The sequence below is a fragment of the Streptomyces sp. NPDC090442 genome, assembly GCF_044769405.1.
Classification (GTDB): Bacteria; Actinomycetota; Actinomycetes; order Streptomycetales; family Streptomycetaceae; genus Streptomyces.
The window spans coordinates 1-17,457 of record NZ_JBIVXW010000074.1 but is presented as its reverse complement, the minus strand read 5'-3'; the positions used below and the strand labels follow the sequence as shown (position 1 = coordinate 17,457).

General features: G+C 71.0%; 17 protein-coding genes. 9 read left to right on the top strand and 8 right to left on the bottom strand.

Annotation, left to right across the window (positions count from 1 at the left end; all coding sequences use genetic code 11):
• Positions 1-287: 287 nt before the first annotated feature.
• Both ACIQU6_RS35945 and ACIQU6_RS35940 read left to right on the top strand, forming a co-directional pair.
• On the top strand, positions 288-1,844 hold the full coding sequence (locus ACIQU6_RS35945; protein WP_403485932.1) for an alanine/glycine:cation symporter family protein: 1,557 nt from the start codon (positions 288-290) through the stop codon (positions 1,842-1,844).
• Positions 1,845-1,954: 110 nt separating this feature from the next.
• Positions 1,955-2,611, top strand: a complete 657-nt coding sequence (locus ACIQU6_RS35940; protein WP_403485931.1) for a response regulator transcription factor — start codon at positions 1,955-1,957, stop codon at positions 2,609-2,611.
• A 92-nt stretch (positions 2,612-2,703) separates the two neighbouring features.
• Here the strand turns inward: ACIQU6_RS35940 and ACIQU6_RS35935 are convergent, their stop codons facing one another.
• The 3 genes from ACIQU6_RS35935 to ACIQU6_RS35925 are packed head-to-tail and all read right to left on the bottom strand — an operon-like array spanning position 2,704 to position 5,418.
• Positions 2,704-3,198, bottom strand: coding sequence for a hypothetical protein (locus ACIQU6_RS35935; protein ID WP_403485930.1), 495 nt, complete (start codon positions 3,196-3,198; stop codon positions 2,704-2,706).
• Entirely contained in the window at positions 3,195-4,724 is a 1,530-nt protein-coding gene (locus ACIQU6_RS35930) for an ATP-binding protein (protein ID WP_403485929.1), read from the bottom strand. The genes ACIQU6_RS35935 and ACIQU6_RS35930 overlap by 4 nt, the downstream gene beginning before the upstream one ends.
• Positions 4,725-4,731: 7 nt before the next feature.
• Positions 4,732-5,418, bottom strand: a complete 687-nt coding sequence (locus tag ACIQU6_RS35925) for a response regulator (RefSeq protein WP_403485928.1) — start codon at positions 5,416-5,418, stop codon at positions 4,732-4,734.
• 133 nt (positions 5,419-5,551) lie between these two features.
• On the opposite strand from ACIQU6_RS35925, the gene ACIQU6_RS35920 reads away from it, so the two are divergent.
• Genes ACIQU6_RS35920 through ACIQU6_RS35905 form a run of 4 tightly spaced genes read left to right on the top strand, consistent with a single transcriptional unit; the run spans position 5,552 to position 9,241 of the window.
• Complete coding sequence (locus tag ACIQU6_RS35920) at positions 5,552-6,184, top strand: hypothetical protein (protein ID WP_403485927.1); 633 nt, start codon at positions 5,552-5,554, stop codon at positions 6,182-6,184.
• The gene (locus ACIQU6_RS35915; RefSeq protein WP_403485926.1) at positions 6,181-7,299 is read left to right on the top strand and encodes a peptidoglycan-binding protein; all 1,119 of its coding nucleotides are present in this window, start codon (positions 6,181-6,183) and stop codon (positions 7,297-7,299) included. The genes ACIQU6_RS35920 and ACIQU6_RS35915 overlap by 4 nt, the downstream gene beginning before the upstream one ends.
• The gene (locus ACIQU6_RS35910; RefSeq protein WP_403485925.1) at positions 7,296-8,048 is read left to right on the top strand and encodes an ABC transporter ATP-binding protein; all 753 of its coding nucleotides are present in this window, start codon (positions 7,296-7,298) and stop codon (positions 8,046-8,048) included. Before ACIQU6_RS35915 ends, ACIQU6_RS35910 begins: the two co-directional genes overlap by 4 nt.
• Complete coding sequence (locus ACIQU6_RS35905) at positions 8,045-9,241, top strand: ABC transporter permease (RefSeq protein WP_403485924.1); 1,197 nt, start codon at positions 8,045-8,047, stop codon at positions 9,239-9,241. Before ACIQU6_RS35910 ends, ACIQU6_RS35905 begins: the two co-directional genes overlap by 4 nt.
• Before the next feature lie 142 nt (positions 9,242-9,383).
• Here the strand turns inward: ACIQU6_RS35905 and ACIQU6_RS35900 are convergent, their stop codons facing one another.
• From ACIQU6_RS35900 to ACIQU6_RS35890, 3 genes are all read right to left on the bottom strand, one after another.
• Entirely contained in the window at positions 9,384-10,418 is a 1,035-nt protein-coding gene (locus tag ACIQU6_RS35900; RefSeq protein ID WP_403485923.1) for a D-alanyl-D-alanine carboxypeptidase family protein, read from the bottom strand.
• A 220-nt stretch (positions 10,419-10,638) separates the two neighbouring features.
• Positions 10,639-11,199, bottom strand: coding sequence for a DinB family protein (locus tag ACIQU6_RS35895; RefSeq protein WP_403485922.1), 561 nt, complete (start codon positions 11,197-11,199; stop codon positions 10,639-10,641).
• A 73-nt stretch (positions 11,200-11,272) separates the two neighbouring features.
• Positions 11,273-11,926, bottom strand: a complete 654-nt coding sequence (locus ACIQU6_RS35890; protein WP_403485921.1) for a TetR/AcrR family transcriptional regulator C-terminal domain-containing protein — start codon at positions 11,924-11,926, stop codon at positions 11,273-11,275.
• A 132-nt stretch (positions 11,927-12,058) separates the two neighbouring features.
• Between ACIQU6_RS35890 and ACIQU6_RS35885 the strand changes: the two genes are divergently transcribed.
• Positions 12,059-13,051: a PDR/VanB family oxidoreductase gene (locus tag ACIQU6_RS35885; protein WP_403485920.1), complete on the top strand. Its 993-nt coding sequence runs from the start codon at positions 12,059-12,061 to the stop codon at positions 13,049-13,051.
• 40 nt (positions 13,052-13,091) lie between these two features.
• Positions 13,092-13,802, top strand: a complete 711-nt coding sequence (locus ACIQU6_RS35880) for an MSMEG_1061 family FMN-dependent PPOX-type flavoprotein (protein ID WP_403485919.1) — start codon at positions 13,092-13,094, stop codon at positions 13,800-13,802.
• A 52-nt stretch (positions 13,803-13,854) separates the two neighbouring features.
• Here ACIQU6_RS35880 and ACIQU6_RS35875 read toward each other — a convergent pair whose 3' ends face one another.
• Positions 13,855-15,324 (bottom strand): S8 family serine peptidase, encoded by a 1,470-nt coding sequence (locus ACIQU6_RS35875; RefSeq protein WP_403485918.1) that lies wholly within the window; start codon positions 15,322-15,324, stop codon positions 13,855-13,857.
• 149 nt (positions 15,325-15,473) lie between these two features.
• Here ACIQU6_RS35875 and ACIQU6_RS35870 point away from each other — a divergent pair, with 149 nt between their 5' ends.
• Positions 15,474-16,250, top strand: coding sequence for a class I SAM-dependent methyltransferase (locus tag ACIQU6_RS35870; RefSeq protein WP_403485917.1), 777 nt, complete (start codon positions 15,474-15,476; stop codon positions 16,248-16,250).
• 46 nt (positions 16,251-16,296) lie between these two features.
• Here ACIQU6_RS35870 and ACIQU6_RS35865 read toward each other — a convergent pair whose 3' ends face one another.
• Positions 16,297-17,307, bottom strand: a complete 1,011-nt coding sequence (locus ACIQU6_RS35865) for a trypsin-like serine peptidase (RefSeq protein ID WP_403485916.1) — start codon at positions 17,305-17,307, stop codon at positions 16,297-16,299.
• Positions 17,308-17,457 lie beyond the last annotated feature (150 nt).

Here is a 17,457-nt window from a genome sequence, read left to right as displayed (position 1 = left end):
ACACCAGGTCTCCTTCGCAGCTACGTCGCCTTTCCCCAGGACGGCGCCGAGCGGCATTGGCGGGGCGCTGCCTCAGCGCCTTGAACCATCCGATGAAGACAAGGACAGAGCCAGATGTCAGACCACCAGCGGGCAGTCGGGCGTGCACCATCGCCCCCGAGCCGCGTGGACGCCGATCGCATTCGGGCAGTCCCGCCGCACCTGCACAACTGCGGGGCGGCGTACCCGCCCAGAGGTTTCGCCGCCCCGGCGCGGTACGTGAGCGTCCTGACTAGAGGGGTGCGCTGATGTCGTTTCTGGACACCCTCACCGCGCGCGTCGATGACGTCGTCAACGGCGTCTTCAACCCCCTTTCCAGTCACCTCTCTGGTTTCGTTTTCGCTGAAGTCAGCATCTTCGGGCTGACATTTCCTTGGATCGTCGCTTGGTTGGTCGTCGCCGGTGCGGTGTTCACCATCTGGTTCAAAGGCGTGCAGGTACGTCGGGTCGGCCTGGCCGTCGATCTGGTGCGGGGGAAGCACAGCAAGAGCGGTGACCCGGGCGAAGTCACCCATTTCCAGGCGCTGACGGCGGCCGTCTCCGGCACGGTCGGTTTGGGCAACATCGCCGGCGTCGCCGTCGCGGTGACCATCGGCGGTCCCGGTGCGACCTTCTGGATGATCCTCTGCGGTCTGCTGGGGATGGCCACGAAGTTCGTGGAGTGCACCCTCGGCGTCAAGTACCGCGAGGTCCATGCCGACGGCACCGTTTCCGGTGGCCCGATGCATTACCTGCGCAAAGGGCTGGCCGAGCGGGGCATGGCACGCCTGGGCAAGGTGCTGGCCGTCCTGGCATCCGTGGCCCTGATTTTCGTCGGCCTGTTTGCCGGGAACCTGTTCCAGACCAACCAGAGCTTCGCCCAGCTGAAGTCGGTCACCGGGGGCGACGACGGCCTGCTGGGTACCTCGACCGGTGCCCTGACCTTCGGCATCCTGCTCGCGGCGCTGACCGGCCTGGTCCTGCTGGGTGGCATCCGCTCGGTCACCAAGGTCACCAGTCGCCTGGTCCCCATCATGGCCGGCCTCTACTGCGTCGCGTGCATCTTCGTCATCCTGGTCAACTTCACCGCCCTGCCCAGTGCCATTGGCACCATCATCAGCGGAGCGTTCGCTCCGGAAGGCGTGGCCGGCGGCGTCATCGGCGCGCTGATCATCGGTTTCCAGCGAGCCGCGTTCTCCAACGAGGCCGGTGTGGGCTCCGCCCCCATTGCCCACTCGGCCGTCAAGACCCGTCATCCCGTCACCGAGGGGCTGGTCGCCCTCCTGGAGCCGTTCATCGACACCGTCGTGGTGTGCACCATGACGGCGCTGGCCATCGTCATTGCCAGCACGCCCAGTTGGGACAAGGCGCGCGCAGCCGCGGCCGAAACCGGAGCGGCCCCTGAAGGCGTGACCCTCACCTCGGACGCCTTCGCGACCGTCCTGCCGTGGTTCCCCTACCTCCTGACCATCGCGGTGCTCCTGTTCGCCTTCTCCACGATCATCACGTGGGGCTACTACGGCCTGAAGGCGTGGACGTACCTCTTCGGGCGCAGCAGCATGAGCGAGAAGATCTACAAGGCGCTGTACACCCTGTTCGTCGCCCTCGGTTCGCTGCTCTCTCTCGCGTCCCTGATCGACATGGCCGACGCGGTGCTGTTCCTTCTCGCGGTCATCAACATCATCGGCCTCTACTTGCTGGCACCCGTCGTGAAGAAGGAACTCGCCTCGTTCCTCGCCCTGGTTCGCGCCGGTTCGCTGAAGCAGGAGCCGACGTCACCCCCAGCCCCGCCGAACCACAGCCCGACCGCCCACGAAACGCCTTGACCGCACGTCGCTGAAGCGGTCCCTCACGTAGGTATGGGTGACCCTGCCCCTCGGGCACGGGCACCCATACCTGTCCGTCCACATCAGAAGTTGTGGCCGCAAGGAAAGTCATGAGAATTCTGTTCGCCCAAAGTGATCGTGTCGTGGCCCGAGCAATCGGTATGGGACTGCGACGGCTTGCCATCAACGTCGACGTCGCCGACTGCGGTGACGAGGTCGAGCGATTTTTGAGTAGATTCACCGACTACGACGTCATCGTCCTTGACCACGAACTCGCCCCCTCCGGCGGGCATGATCTGTGCCGTCGCCTTGCCGAACGCAAGGAGCGTCCCCGGATCCTGTTGCTGACCGCAGATCAGGTGGAAGCCAAAGTCCGCGGGCTGCAGTTGGGTGCGGATGACTGCCTCACCAGACCCTTCGCCTTTCCTGAACTCGTCGCCCGCGTACGGGCTCTCGGCCGCCATCGCCGGACCGGGGCACCGCTCGTCCTGCGGCACGCGGGAATCATGCTGGATCCCGCGCGCCGCGAGGTACGTGTCCACGAGCAACCGGTCGCACTCACCCCCAAGGAGTTCGCCGTGTTGCAACTGCTCATGGAAGCAAAGGGTCAACCGGTCCTGCACGAGGACCTCCTGGCCAAGGTATGGGACACCAACATGGACTCACGCACCAATGCCGTCCGCGCCACCGTGAGCAGACTGCGGCGCAAACTCGGCGACCGTGGCGCCATATGCACGGACAACGGAAAGGGATACTGCCTCGCTTAGCGTGCGTGTCCGGCCTCCGCCGCCGCTGGCGGTTCGCTCGGCACAGCGCAAGCCCAGCCCCCGCCGCTCGACACCGAGCCGGGGAACCTCCCTCAGTGCTGGCGGAACTGCCAGCACTGGTACGGCCCGGCGCGGCCGGCCTTGCTGACGATGGTCACCGGGACCGTGTCCGAGGGGGTGCCGTGGAGGAGGGCCTCAGCCCGGGCGAGGGTGCAGACCAGTTGGCCCGTTGCCGGGTCCTCGGGGGAGGCGCCCAGATACTCCGGGGCGTTGATGGTGACGGCACCGTGGCTGGACGTGGCGGTGAATCTCGTTCCCGTGGGGACGAGGTTGGCCAGCCCGTCAGCGCGTTCCTGCGCGGTGGGGCCGGCGGCCAACAGCTTGAAGGCGCCGTTGAGTTCCTTGAGGGTGATGCCGGGCCGGGAGACCGCGTGCGGCCCGTTGTCGGAGGCGAAGTAGATCCGCATGCCCTGAGGGATGCCGGAGGGGGCGGTGCCGCCGTCCAGGACGCCGGTGGGGCGAATGCCGCAGCCTGCGGCGAGGAGGGCGAGGGCGCAGCAGAGCAGGGCGGTGCGGGGGCGGGTCATGAGGGGGATTCCGTGCGGAGGGGGAGGCGGAGGGTGAAGAGCGCGCCGGTGTCGGGTGTCGGGGGTGCGAGTTCGATGGTGCCGCCGTGCAGGCGGGCGTTTTCCAGGGCGATGGCCATGCCCAGGCCGCTGCCTTCGGAGCGGGTGCGGGCGCTGTCGGCCTTGTAGAAGCGGTCGAAGACATGGCGGGCGGCCTCGGAGGTCAGTCCTGGTCCGTGGTCGGCGACCGCGATGGTGAGCTGGCCGTCCGCGGCCCGCACGGTGAGCGTCACCGGCGGTGCGCCGTGGCGGAGGGCGTTGCCGACGAGGTTGGCGACGATGACGTCGAGGCGGCGGCGGTCGAGCCGGGCCCGTATGCCTGGCGGGAGTTCGGTCTCGACGAGGTGGGCCCAGCCGCGGGTGGTGAGCGTGGCGCGCACCGTTTCGGCGACGTCGACATCGTGGGCATGGAGGGCCGCGGCCCGGGCGTCGAAGCGGGAGATCTCGATGAGGTCGTCGACGAGTCGGGCGAGTTTGGCGGTTTCGGCGCTGACGGTGCGGGCCGCGTGTGCGGTGTCGGGGGTGAGCTGGTCGGCGTCCTCTTCCAGGACGCTGGAGACCATGGTCATGGCGGCGAGTGGCGTGCGTAGCTCGTGGGACACGTCGGCGACGAAGCGGCGGGCGAGGGCTTCCTGGTCGCGCAGTTCGCCGACGGTGTGCTCCAGCGCGCCGGCCGTTTCGTTGAAGGTGTGGGCGAGTTCGGCCAGTTCGTCGTGGCCCTTCTCCTCAACCCGGGTGCTCAGCTCGCCGGCGGCGAGCCTGCGGGTGGCGCCTGCCAGTTTGCGCACCGGCCGCAGCACCGTACGGGCGGCGAGCAGCGCCAGGACAGCGGCCAGCAGCACCACCGGCAGCAGGCCGGTGGTCACGCTGCGCACCAGCGCGGCGGTGTCGCGCTTCTCCTCCGCCAGGGAGACCACCGCGAAGACCTCGATGCCGGACGGCTGCGCCGAATCGCCGCCGGGGGCCGGTGGTTCCAGACCGACCGGGGCGCCGAGGACCAGCCAGGGCTGCCCCTCGCGCTCCACCCGCTGGAGGGAGACCCGGGGGTGGGCGCGTACGGCGGCGCGCAGCGCGGGAGTTATCCGGGTCCGGTCGGCGGACGGGTCGGAGGCGGCGGTGAAGTCGCGGTACTGGACAACGACGAGCGAGTCGTGCAGGCCGGCGGAGACCTCCGTGGCGAAGTGCGCCATGGAGCGCAGATCGGTGGGGACGTCGAGCTCGCCGGCCAGGTGCTCGACGCGGTTGCGGAAGTCTTCGACGGCGGCGTTCTGAGCCCGCTTGAGGACCGCGTCACGCGATTCCCGGTACGCCAGTGCCGTGGCCGTGACCGCGCTGAGCAAGGCAGCCACGACGACGGTGAGCAGGAGCCGGCCGCGGAGCCCGCCCGGCCGTGGCAACCTCGCGCGGGCCCGGGCGCCGTGCCGTGCGACCGTCGCCGCGGCGGGCTGCGCGCTGCCCCCGTCCGTGGTGCTCGTCGTGGTCTTCACCGCGGGCTCACACCGGCCCGAAGCGGTAGCCGAAGCCGCGTACCGTCTGGATGTAGCGCGGTGTGGCGGCGATGTCCTCCAGTTTGGCGCGCAAGCGCCCCACCGCGGCGTCCACCAGCCGGGAGTCGCCCAGGAAGTCGTGCTCCCAGACGACTTCGAGGAGCTGCTCGCGGCTGAAGACCCGGCCGGGGGAGGCGGACAGCTGGAGCAGCAGCCGCAGTTCGGTGGGCGGGAGCGGTATGGCCGTGCCGTGTTTGGTGACGGTCAGGCCGGCCCGGTCGATGACGAGCCCGGCGAAGTCGTCGACGTCGGTGGGGGTGGGCGGGCCGGCCCGCCGCAGCGCCGCCCGGATGCGGGCCTCAAGTACCCGACCGGTGATCGGTTTGACCACGTAGTCGTCGGCGCCCGCCTCCAGTCCGCTGACCACGTCCAGATCGTCGCCGCGGGAGGTGAGCATGATGATCGGCATCTGGCTCCGGCCGCGGATGCGGCGGCAGACCTCGAAGCCGTCGATGCCCGGCAACATCAGATCGACCACCGCGATCTCGATGCCGCCGCCGCGCGGACGGGACAGCAGCGCCAGGCCGGCCTCGCCGGTGGCGGCGCCCTCGACTTCATGGCCATGGCGGCGCAGCACCAGCTCCATTCCTTCTCGTACGGAAGTGTCGTCCTCGATCAGCAGCACATGCGGCATGGTGCCGATTATGGGCGAGGGTTTACGCAGCTCAGGAGTTATCCACAGGCTGAGACGCGGAGCCGGGGCCATTGTTACGTGCCCATCATGTGGCCATGCACAGCCCACCACGTGACGCCCTGAGATTGGCGGCATGCCCCAGCAGACCTCTTCCTCTTCCCGCACCGTGCGCCTGGCACTGCTGATCGCCCTACCGGCGCTCGCGTTGACCACGGCCTGCGGTGCTGCCACTCCGCCTGACGACGGGATCGCCTCCGTGGGCAGCCCGCCCGGCTCGGGTGAGGCCAAGGACGGATCCGCCGCCTCCCCCAGTGGCCAAGCCCCGGGCAAGAGCGCCTTCTACGACGCGCAGATGACCTACGTGAAGTGCATGCGCAAGAACGTCGACAAGGACTTCCCCGATCCCAAACTGAGCGGCTATCTCGACTGGACCAAGATCGACGAACTCCAGCGCAAGCCGGGCAACGAGGCCATCGCCAAGGGCGGCAACAACGGCGTCTGCACGCAGCACATGCTCGACGCCGCGAAGTTGGAGCCGCGCCGCGACACCCAGAGGGAATACGAGTCGATGCTCGCGCACGCCAAGTGCATGCGCGCCCACGGCGTATCGAAGTTCACCAACCCGCAGTTGCAGGACGGCAATGTCGTCCCCGGCGGTGACCCCAACCCCGCCGCACCGGAGATCGGCCGAGACTCGCCCACCTACAAACAGGCCCGCCAGGCATGCAACGACAAGCTCCTCGACGGACTGGACGGCATGCAGTGAGCACAGCACCACTCAAGCGCCATCGGGGCATCGTCGCGCTGGCGGCGGCGACCACCACGACCGCGGTGGTCGCCGGCGTCATGCTCCTCACCAACACCGGCGAGGACGCCCCGGCTGACGGCCGGCAGCCCCAGGCACTGCCCGCCACCACCCAGATCACCCGCACCGACCTCGTCCAGAGCAAGACCGTCGACGGACGCCTGGACTACGCGCAGCGCCGGGCGGTGAAGTCCCCCGTCGCGGGCACGATCACCAAGGCCGCCGAGTCCGGCAAGACCCTCTCGTGCGGACAGCGCCTGTACGAGCGCGACGCCCGCCCGGTGGTTCTCCTGTACGGCTCGACACCGATGTTCCGCGCGATGAAGGTCGGCGACCACGGCCCGGACGTCCTCCAGTTGGAACGCAACCTCCGCGATCTGGGCTTCGGCTCCCACCTGTCCGCGGACGCCCGCTACGACGAGGCGACCAAGGCAGCGGTCAAGGCGTGGCAGAAGTCCCTGGGCATCACCGACGCCAACGGCGAGATCGGCAAGGGAGACGTCGTCTTCCAGCCCGGCCCCGTGCGCGTGGTCGCCGCCGAGGCCGTCCTCGCCGACGCCGTCGGCCCGGACACGACGGTCCTGACCGTCGCCTCCACCCGGCCGGTCGTGCGGGCTTCGCTGGACAAGACCGACCGCGCGCTGGCCGCACGCGGCACCAGGGTGGAGATCGCCCTGCCCAGCGGGGGCACGGTGCGGGGCAAGGTCAGCGGCACTGCCGCCCCTGGTGGGTCCGCGTCCGCCGAGCAAGGGGCGGCGGCCGGCTCCGGCGCCGCACCCTCGCAGGACGGCGCTACCGACGTCGAGATCACCCTCGATGGCGGCGCCAAGCTCCGGTCGAAGGACCAACAGGGCACGCTGAGCGTGAAGTTCGTCAGCGAAAGCCGCAGGAACGTGCTGACCGTTCCGGTCGAGGCGGTCGTCGCACTGCGCGAAGGCGGCTACGGACTTCAGGTGGTCCAGGGCACCGGGACGCACATGGTGCGCATCCAGACCGGGCTGACGGCCGACGGTCGCATCGAGGTCAGCGGCACGGGCCTGACCGAGGGCACGAAGGTCGGGACAGCCGAGCAATGACCCCAGCACCCACCGACTCCGGCAGGCCCGCGGACGTGATCGAACTCCGCGCCGCCACCAGGACCTACCCCGGCGCGGTCCACGCGCTCAAAGGCGTCGACCTGACCGTGGCGCAGGGCGAACTGGTCGCCATCGTCGGCCCGTCCGGCTCCGGGAAATCCACCCTGCTCAACCTGCTGGGCACCCTCGACCGCCCCACATCGGGCGAGGTCAGGGTGGCCGGCTACGACATCGGCCGACTCTCGGACGCACAGCTCTCCGCGCTGCGCGCCCGGCACATCGGCTTCGTCTTCCAACACTTCCAACTCGCCCCCGGCCGCAGCGCCCAGGACAACGTCGCCGACGGCCTGCTCTACGCCGGGGCCGGGCTGCGCGAGCGTCGCGCCCGGGCCCGCACCGCCCTGGAAGAGGTCGGGCTCGGCCACCGCACCGACCACCTCGCCCACCAACTCTCGGGCGGCGAGAAGCAGCGGGTGGCCATCGCCCGCGCGCTGGTCGGCGGACCCGACCTGCTCCTCGCGGACGAGCCGACCGGCGCGCTGGACACCGCCTCGGGCGCGTTGGTCATGAGCCTCATCCGCGCACTGCACGCGGCCGGCACCACCGTCTGCGTCATCACCCACGACAACGACATCGCCGACTCGCTGCCCCGCCGCATTCGCTTCCGCGACGGCGAGATCATCGACGACACCGGAAGCCCCAACCCGACCGGCCCCCGGGCGGAGCACACCCAGGAGGCGCCCCGATGAACGGCCCCGCACTGCGGCCGGCCCGGCTCCGTCCGGCCGACGTCCTGCGCACCGGCGCGAGCGGCCTGCGCGCCCGCCGCACCCGGGTCGTCCTGTCCGCCCTCGGCATCGCCCTTGGCATCGCCACCATGGTCGCCGTCGTCGGGCTGTCCACCTCCAGCCGTGCCGACCTGCTCGACCGTCTGGACCGGCTCGGCACCAACCTGCTCACCGCCGAAGCCGGCAAGAACGAGCTCGGCCAGGACGTCCAACTCCCCAAGAGCGCGGTGGCGATGGTCGAGCGGATCGGCCCGGTCCAGCACGCCACCGCCACCGGCGCGGTCAACGCCCGGGTGCGCCGCAGCGATGTCGTACCCGAGGAACTGGCCTCGGGCGTCACGGTCCAGGCCGCCCGCCCCGACCTCCTCGACGCGCTGGGCGCCCGCACCAGCCAGGGCAGTTGGCTCGACCCCGCCAGCGAGCGGCTCCCCACCGTCGTACTGGGATCCGTGGCCGCCGACCGCCTCGGCATCACCGCACCCGGCGCCAAGATCCTCCTCAACGACCGCTGGTACGTCGTCACCGGCATCCTCGCGCCCATCGACCTCGTACCGACCCTGGACCGCACCGCCCTGGTCGGATTCCCCTCCGCCGAGCGCTATCTGGGCTTCGACGGCCACCCCACCACCGTCTTCGAACGCTCCACGGACGCCTCGGTGGAGGCGGTCCAACAGGTCCTGGCTCGAACGGTCAACCCCGGCAACGAGGGCTCGGTGAAGGTCTCCCGTCCCTCCGACGCCCTCGCGGCCAAGGCCGCCACCGACAAGGGCCTGACGGCACTGATGCTGGGCCTCGGAGCGGTGGCGCTGTTGGTCGGCGGGGTGGGCGTGGCCAACACCATGGTCATCTCGGTGCTGGAACGCCGGGCGGAGATCGGGCTGCGCCGTGCCCTCGGTGCGACGAAGGGCGCGATTCGCCTCCAGTTCCTCACCGAGTCCCTGCTGTTGTCGGCGCTCGGGGGCACGGCGGGTGCCGCGCTGGGGGCCGTCGCCACGCTCGCCTTCGCCCGTGCGCAAGGGTGGACGGCCGTGGTGCCGCCCTGGTCACTGGCGGGCGGCCTGGGCGCCACCCTCGTCATCGGTGTCGCCGCGGGTCTGTATCCGGCCGTACGGGCCTCCCGACTGCACCCCACTGTCGCGCTCAACGCGAGCTGACTCCCCCGAGCCCGGAGGAGGAGGGGCACCGTGGTGGTCCGTGCCCAGGACCGCGGCGAGTGGGAACCCGGACCCCGGGGGCGGCTGAGGGTGCCGCACGCCGTGCGTGCGGCACCTGTTCAGCGTTGGGGGTGGTGCCTGCTCAGTGGGCGAAGCCCCAGTCGAGCATCTTGGTGGCGTCGTCGAAGCGGCCCTGGTCGTCCTTGAGGATCACGCCGATCAGGGTGCGGTTGTCCCGCTTGGCGGCGAAGACGAGGCAGTAGCCGTCCTCCGGGCCGCTGCCGGTCTTGACGCCCAGGGCACCGTCGTAGGTGCTCAGCAACTGGTTGGTGTTGTTCCAGGTGTAGTACCGGGTGTGGCCGTTGGCCGCCGGGGCCTCGGTCTTGAACTGCTTGGTCTTCACGATGTCGGCGAACACCGGCTGCAGCATCGCGCGCTGGCCCAGCTTGGCCAAGTCGCGGGCGGTGCTGTGGTTGTTGCCGTGCGAGAAGCCGTCGACGCCGTCGAAGTGCGTGCCGGTCATGCCGAGTTGCTGCGCCTCGGCGTTCATCTGGTCCACGAAGTCGGCGATCCGGGCGTCCTCGGTGTCCCCGCGGCCGAAGTTGTCGGCGAGGGCCCGCGCGGCGTCCGCACCGGACGGGAGCAGCATGGCGTGCAGCAACTGCCGGACGGTCAGCCTGTCGCCGGTCTGGAGGTCGGCGGTGCTGGCGCCGACCTTCTGGACGTAGTCCCGGTACTCCTGCTTCACCGTGATCTGCCGGTCCAGCCACTCCGGGTGCTTGAGCACCACCACGGCGGTCATGATCTTGGTGGTGCTGGCCATCGGCACGCTCTCGTCCGCCTTGGCCCCGGCCCACAACTGCCGTTCCTGGCTACCGTCGCGCGCGTCCAGCAGGAAGGCGTGGTCGGTGTGGATCTGGGGAGCGGCCTGGTCCTGGGCGGCGTGCTGCCCGGCCTGGGAAGACCGGAGGTGAGGCGACGCATCCTGGTCCCGGTCGGCCGTTGCGGTGGTCTTGTTGCTCTGCTGGCCGTTCTCGTCCGCGGAGTGCGTGGCGCCGGGGGTGGCTGCCTCGGCCAGACCACCGGCGGTGATCGGCAGGGCGGCACCGACGAGTGCCACCATCGCGATCCGGACTCCGGTGCGGTGTATTCGGTTGGGGCGGGCGTGGGAACCCATGGGGCGTTCCTCCTGCCGGCGAAGGGACGCCGGCGCGTAGTGCGAATTCAGTTCACAGTGAACCTACTTGGGTGATGACAGTGACTGTCAAGCCGGCTGTGTCATGGTCAGGCAACAGTGCCCGCCCTTGTGGACGTGTTGTGGAGGTGACTGGTTTTTCCCGTGAGCTCACTCGCGCACGGCGCCCGTCCGGCTCCCCGGTGTTACGGGCCCACCCGTGTCACTGACCCACCCGCCCGTCGATGCACTCGCGCAGGAGATCGGCGTGCCCGCAGTGCCGGGCGTACTCGTCGATCCGGTGCACCAGCAGCTCCCGAACGGCGATTCCGTCCTTCCCCAAACGCGTGCCCAGATCCGGGTGTTGGGCCAGTTCGGCGTCGGTCGCGGCCTGCTCGCGCGCCAGGTCGTCGTACGCGGCGTCGACCACGGCCTGCTCGGCGACGGCTCCGTCGAAGTCCGCTTCCCGCTCGCCGTACAGCTTCGGCAGCGGCTCACCGTCGCTGATCCAGTCGCGCCAGTCCCGCTCCACCCTGGCGAGGTGTCGGACCAGGCCGAGCAGCGACATCGTCGACGGCGGAACCGAACGCCGGGCCAGTTGCTCCGCGTTGAGGCCCTCGCACTTCATCCGCAGGGTCAGGCGGTAGTTGGTCAGGACGTCCTGTAGCGTCGCGAGCTCGCCGTCCGGACTCGGACCTTCGTTGTTGCGGGGGTCGTCGTCCGGATCGGCCCACATGTCGGTGTAGCGGGTTGCCTTGCTCCATCGCGCGAGTTGGTCGGTCATGCGGGCATATTCGTCCGTGACGGTCCGAAAACGCCACCGAGTTATCGCGGTTGCCGCCGCCACGGGCCGCGCCTCATGTCGCGTGTTGGTGCGTCAGCTGCTCCCGGAGGCCGGCCGTGATCGTGCGGAGGCCGAAGGCGAACCTGGTGTCGAAGTCGAGCAGGGCCGGCAGCGGGCTGCGGGCCAGGTGGGGGTAATCGTCGTCGCAGAGCGAGGCTTTGATGTCGTCCAGGTCGACATCGGTGCGCCCCTGTTGCTCCAGCGCTTCGCCCAGGACGTAGGAGAAGACCGTGGTGATGGCACACATCGCCGCGTCGACGGTGAAGCCCGCGTCCTGCACGGCGGCCAGCAGGGAGTCGGCGATCGCCAGGGTGGGGTGACGGGTGGTGTAGGCACCGCCGACGATGCGGGCGCCGTCCCGTTGGGCGAGGAGGGCCGCCCGCAGGCGCTCGGCCACCGCGGTCACGCGGGCCTCCCAGTCGGCCTGGGGGAGCGGGCCGAGCGCGGCGGCCAGTACGGCGTCGGCCATCGCGTCGACCAGGGCGTCCTTGTCGTGGAACAGCCGGTACAGGGTGGGCGGTTGGGTCCCCAGGGCATCGGACAGGCGGCGCATGGTCAGCGACTCCAGGCCGCCGTGGTTGACCAGGGCCAGCGCGGTGTCCACCACGGTGTCCGGCCGGAGCGATCCCCTGCGCGCACCCGCGCGACTGCTTTCCCGCATTGACATGTTAACGATGTTATCAGTAGCTTCATTTAACGCTGTTAACGTCGTTATCTGTTGCTGATTCTCTTTGTGGTGCGGTCCGGTGCGGTGGGGGCAGCCCGGCGCGACGACAAGGAGTGCGGAGAAGGAGGAGAGATGGCAACCAGGACCGCGCCGGTCGCCGCGGGGGCGTCGGCTTCGGAGGCCGGGCCGCAGGAAATCCCGGTGCTCGTACGGCAGTTACGTTGGGAGGCCGCGGGAGTGGTTTCGGTGGTGTTGGCCCGGCCGGGCGGCGGGGCGCTGCCCGCTTGGTCGCCCGGGGCCCATGTGGAGCTGGTGCTGCCCACGGGCATCGTCCGGCAGTACTCGCTCTGTGGCGCGCCCGACGACCCGTCCAGTTACCGCGTGGCGGTGCGGCGGGATCCCGCGAGTCGCGGCGGATCGGAGTACGTCCACTCCTTCCTGCGGCCCGGCCAGTCGTTGCGGATCCGCGGTCCCCGCAACCACTTCCGCTTCGAGCCGGCCGACTCCTACCTCTTCCTCGCCGGCGGCATCGGCATCACCCCGATCCTGCCGATGGTCCGTCAGGCGGCCGCCTCGGGCGCCCGGTGGCGGCTCGCCTACGGCGGACGGTCCGCCGCCGCCATGGCCTTCCGCGACGAACTCGCGCCCCACACCGACGCCGTACGCCTCTACCCCGGGGACGAATCCGGGCGCATGCCCCTGGACGCGCTGCTGGAGAAGGCCCCTGCGGGTACCGCCGTCTACGCCTGCGGCCCGGAACCGCTGCTGGCGGACGTCGCCAACGGGGCCGCGCATCTGCCCCAGGGGACCGTGCACATGGAGCGCTTCCGGCCGCGGGAGCGGAAGCCGGCGCGCAACAGCGCGGTGGAGGTGGTCTGCGCCCGTTCCGGCCGCACCGTGGACGTGCCGGCGGAGCGGAGCGTCCTGGACGCGCTCGCCGACGCGGGCCTGCCGGTGGCCGGCTCATGCCGTCAGGGGGTCTGCGGCACCTGCGAGACCCGGGTGCTCGACGGCGTTCCCGACCACCGCGACGACATCCTCTCGGAGGAGGAGCGGGAGCGGGGCGACCGGATGTACCTCTGCGTCTCCCGGGCGCGCACTCCCCGGCTGGTCCTCGATGTCTGAGCGCACGGCCACCGGCCGTTCACCCGTAGAGGAGCGCACCATGGCCCCGGTCGCCGCCGCTGACGTGTGGGACGCCCGCGGACCCGCGCCCGAACGCACCGCCGCCGACGCCTACCAGGCCATCGACATGGCCCGCGTCCGGGAGGTCATCGGCCATCCCGAGCCCTTCGTCGCGGAGAAGAAGGAGCCGTGCCTCGGCGCGTTCATGCGCCGCTTCATCGCGCACAGCACCTTCTGCTGCCTGGCCACCGCCGACGACAGCGGGGGCGTGGACGCCAGCCCCAAGGGCGATCCGCCGGGCGCGGTACGGGTGTTGGACCCCTGGACCCTGGCTGTACCCGACCGCCCGGGCAACCGCACCGCCGACACCTTCGAGAACATCACCCGCAACCCGGCCGTGGGCATGGTCTTCTTCGTCCCCGGCGTACGGGAGACGGTACGGGTCAACGGGGACGCCTTCCTCACCGACGACCCCGGCCTGTTGGAGCGGCTGGGTGCCGAGGGCAGACCCGCCGTGCTCGCCACGATCGTGCGGGTGCGCGAGGCGTTCTTCCAGTGCGGCAAGGCCGTGATCCGCGGCGGGCTCTGGGAGGGCGACCGCCGGGGCCTGGCCGACGCACTCACCCTCGGCAACAACTTCTACGCCCAGGTCACCGCGCAGATGGCGGAGAAGATGGCCGCCAACCTCGGCAGTGGGATCGGCAACCTCGGCGCGATCGCCGAGGACCACTACCGCAACGACCTCTACTGACGCGCCCTCTCCGCCCGACGTGCTGCTACCGGTGCACCGCCCGCGCGCCGCCTCAGCCGGTTCCGGCCAGTCTCGGTACGAAGACGGAGGCGTCGACCGTGCCGAGACCGGAGGCCAGGTCGTAGCCCCGTGTGGCGGTGAAGCCGTCGGGGCCGTTGTTCCCCTTGGTGATGTCGATGATCCCGCCGTGCGGATCGCGGGCGAGGCCGTACAGCGCCGCGTGGACGTCGCCGAGTCGATGGCCGGCCTGCTGGTTGGCGAGCGCGACCAGCGCCCCGAACATGGGGGCGGCCTCGCTGGTGCCGCCCACCGGGAGCCAGCCCGCGCCCGTGGGGAGGAAGCCCTCGTAGACGAGGGTGCCGCCGGTGGACGAGCCGTCCATGGAGATGTCGGGGACGCCGCGGTGCCCACCCACCACGTGCGCCACCGGGTCCTGGTAGCCGGGGCGGGCGAAGGTCTGGGAAGGGCCGCCGCCGGTGGCGCCGGAGCGGTCGTTCCAGACGGTGTCCGGGGCGGTGCGCCGGCCCTCGTCGTCGAGGTGCAGGCGGGAGCCGCCCACGGCGAGCACGCTGGGGTCGGCGGCCGGCCAGGGAACGGATCTGACGCGCCGGCCGCCCGGCCCGATGGGTGGGGCGGCGCCGAGGTCACCGGTACTGGCGGTCAGGGTGGTGCCACCCGCCACGACCTGGGCCAGCGCGCTGCTGAACCCGGCCAGGTCGCGGGCGGGCGCGTGGCTGTTCCCGGCGGCGGCGTACTCCTCGATGCCGAAGCTGATCGAGATCACGTCGGGGCGGTGCCTGAGGAGGCTCTGCGCGATGCCGTCGAGCATCAGCGCCGCACCGACCTTCGCGGACTGCCTGACTTCCTGCGGGGACTCCGCGTCGGGCAGCGCTCCGGAGGCGTCGGAAGTGGGGGAGGGAGAGTTGAACGCGCGCTCGGGCAGGCCGATCTGGGTGACGACGATCTTCGCCTCCGGCGCCAGCATGTGCACGATCTGGGTGTCGAGGGTGGCCTCCATGGCAGGGCCCACCATCTGCCTGTTCTTCGGATCGAACGGTGCGATGTGTCCGATCGGGGCGTACCGGTCGACGGTCAGCTCCGGCACGGGCAGTTTCATGGCCCGGCTGAACGTCGCCAGGTCCTGCTTCAGGGTGTTGGGCACGACCTCCTCGTAGACCACGACGGTCCGGCCCTTGCCGGTGATCCCGGCGGAGTTGAGCTTGTCGACGCCGTACGCCCTGCGCACCGAGTCCGCGGGGTAGCAGGGGAAGCCGAGCCGCCGGCGGCACTCGGCCTGCGACGGGAGGTGCTTGAAGGGCCGGAGCATGGCCGGCGGCGAGGCGGAAGCCGACGTGGCGGCCTGTGCCGCCGACGACGACCCCGTCCGCTCCGTTCCGGGAGCGGCGCGGCCCGCGCAGCCCGGGACGGTGACGAGCAGGGCCGCGGCCGAGACCGTGGCGAGGCCACGACGCAGACCGGGACGCGGACAATGACGCAGGGTCAGCAAGCTGGGGAAGGTCACCCTCCGATCATGACCACGGCCCGGGTGTGGCGCCCCTCGCACTGGTCCGTCGGATGGTCGCGGGCCGGGGGACGGCGTCGCCGGGGCCCGCCGGCCAGGCGACCCCCGCGCCCGCGGCCCGGCGATCGGGCGGGCGTACGCTGGCGGATATGACGGGAACTCACGATGACTCGGTTCGCGAGCAGTTCCGCATCCAGGCGTCGACCTTCACCGATGAGGGCTTCGCCGCACGGGGGTTGGACTGGATCCTCGAACGGCTCGCGCCCGCGGCCGACGAACAGGTACTGGACGTGGCCGCCGGCGCCGCTCACCTGGGCCGCGCGCTGGCACCCCGGGTACACCACGTCAGCGCCCTCGACCTGACTCCGGAGATGCTCCGGCAGGGGCAGCGGCTCGCCGACGCCGCCGGCCTGCGCAACATCACCTTCGCCCTCGGCAACGCGGTCGAACTTCCCTATCCGGACGGGCAGTTCGACCTCGTCGTATGCCGACTGGCGCTGCACCAAGTCGCCGATCCGGCGGCGATGGTGCGCGAGATGGTCCGGGTCACCCGGCCCGGCGGCCGGATCGGACTCGTCGACATGATCGCCGATGAGGATCCGACGCTGGCCGAGGAGACCAACCGGCTCGAATGTCTGCGCGATCCAAGTCATCACCGGACCCTGTCGCTCACCGAACTGCGCACCCTGTTGGAAGCCGCCGGCGCCGCGGTGGCCTCGACCGCCATCCGGGACCACGCTCTCGACCTGACGGACTGGTTGGCGCGCAGCAAGACCCCGGAACCGGTGGGCGCCCGGATCCGGGCCCGGCTCGAAGAGGAACTCGCCGGCGGCGCACCGACCGGCCTGCGCCCGGCCCGCCACGACGACGGCTCCCTCACCTTCACCCATCCCTGGGCGGCCGTGACGGGCACCCCGCGCGGCTGACGCGGGGACGCGCGCCGACGCGCCCTGCGCCCTGCGGGTACGGCTGTCAGCGCAGGCTCTGGGCCCGGTCGTAGAGCGGCTTGGTGAGGGCGGTGGTGAACTGCGGCCCGACCAGGTACCGCGTGCAGCTGGGCCCGCCGCCGTCGGGACACTCCGCGCCGCTGGAGGTCAGGTGTCCGGCATGCGTGTTGACGCCGATCACGGTGCCGCGTCCGGTGGTGGGGGAGAAGTCCGCCAGGCGCGGGCCGCCACTGGCTCCCCCGCCCATGACGCAGGGCAGTCCCCACTGCCCTGCGGGCTCGGGGCGATCCTTCGACCCCGGGTACTGCAGGGGAGTCCCGTGGCAGTAGGCCAGCGCCCGACCCGTGTACTCCGGCAGGCCCTCGCGGGCGCTGTCCGACGCAGCGCGGGGGTAGCCGAACTGGTAGGCCGGGCGGTCGCCGGACACGTCGAAGGCGATGCCTTGGGCCGCGCCGACGGCCTCCTCCAGGGACTGACCGCGCGCGTTCCGGCCGACGACGCCGAACGCCTGGTCATGGGCGTCGAACCGGGCGTCGATCTGGTCGTTCTTCAACCAGGTCGCGTTGAGCACCGCCCAGCGGACCACGAAGGTGCCCAACGGGGCCCGGCCGTCGCGGTAGCCCGGGACGAACAGGGCATTGGCCTGCCACTGGTTGTGTTCGCCGATGAGGTCGGTGTTGTTGAGGCAGTGCGCGGCGGTCACCACCGTGCCGCCGTTCCGGCCGTGGACCAGCGTCGCGGTGCAACTCGCGTCCTGCCCGTGGTCGGTGAAGAACAGCCGCCCCATGGTGGTCGTCGGGGCGCCGCCCTCCTTCCACGGGGCTCCGTCCGCGGCACCGTAGGGAGGCTTGTTCGACAGTGGGGTGGACAGGGCGGCGATGCGTTCGGGCGTCCAGTAGGCGCGCACCCGCGACTCGTCCTGCGCCGTGGACGCCATCGCGTGGACGGCGACCGCGCCTTCCGCCGGGGCATCGGCGGTGCCCGGGACCGGGGCCGCCGCGGCCGACGATGTGAGCACGCCGGTCAGCACGGCCACGACGGCCGAGGCGACCGCCGCCCGACGGCTTGCGTGCGTACCGGTGCCCGGATGTGTAACGGGCTGCCCCGCGATTGATGTTGGGGCGTGTTGGCCTGGGAGTTCGGCTGGTGGGTGATTCAGCAGGCCGTCGCGCGGACGAGCACGAGG

What these genes read in the sequence shown, in the direction of transcription:
- ACIQU6_RS35945 (WP_403485932.1), top strand. Translation starts at nt 288, where the DNA reads ATGTCGTTTCTGGACACCCTCACCGCGCGCGTCGATGACGTCGTCAAC.
- ACIQU6_RS35940 (WP_403485931.1), top strand. Translation starts at nt 1,955, where the DNA reads ATGAGAATTCTGTTCGCCCAAAGTGATCGTGTCGTGGCCCGAGCAATC.
- ACIQU6_RS35935 (WP_403485930.1), bottom strand. Translation starts at nt 3,198, where the DNA reads ATGACCCGCCCCCGCACCGCCCTGCTCTGCTGCGCCCTCGCCCTCCTC.
- ACIQU6_RS35925 (WP_403485928.1), bottom strand. Translation starts at nt 5,418, where the DNA reads ATGCCGCATGTGCTGCTGATCGAGGACGACACTTCCGTACGAGAAGGA.
- ACIQU6_RS35920 (WP_403485927.1), top strand. Translation starts at nt 5,552, where the DNA reads ATGCCCCAGCAGACCTCTTCCTCTTCCCGCACCGTGCGCCTGGCACTG.
- ACIQU6_RS35910 (WP_403485925.1), top strand. Translation starts at nt 7,296, where the DNA reads ATGACCCCAGCACCCACCGACTCCGGCAGGCCCGCGGACGTGATCGAA.
- ACIQU6_RS35905 (WP_403485924.1), top strand. Translation starts at nt 8,045, where the DNA reads ATGAACGGCCCCGCACTGCGGCCGGCCCGGCTCCGTCCGGCCGACGTC.
- ACIQU6_RS35900 (WP_403485923.1), bottom strand. Translation starts at nt 10,418, where the DNA reads ATGGGTTCCCACGCCCGCCCCAACCGAATACACCGCACCGGAGTCCGG.
- ACIQU6_RS35895 (WP_403485922.1), bottom strand. Translation starts at nt 11,199, where the DNA reads ATGACCGACCAACTCGCGCGATGGAGCAAGGCAACCCGCTACACCGAC.
- ACIQU6_RS35890 (WP_403485921.1), bottom strand. Translation starts at nt 11,926, where the DNA reads ATGTCAATGCGGGAAAGCAGTCGCGCGGGTGCGCGCAGGGGATCGCTC.
- ACIQU6_RS35885 (WP_403485920.1), top strand. Translation starts at nt 12,059, where the DNA reads ATGGCAACCAGGACCGCGCCGGTCGCCGCGGGGGCGTCGGCTTCGGAG.
- ACIQU6_RS35880 (WP_403485919.1), top strand. Translation starts at nt 13,092, where the DNA reads ATGGCCCCGGTCGCCGCCGCTGACGTGTGGGACGCCCGCGGACCCGCG.
- ACIQU6_RS35870 (WP_403485917.1), top strand. Translation starts at nt 15,474, where the DNA reads ATGACGGGAACTCACGATGACTCGGTTCGCGAGCAGTTCCGCATCCAG.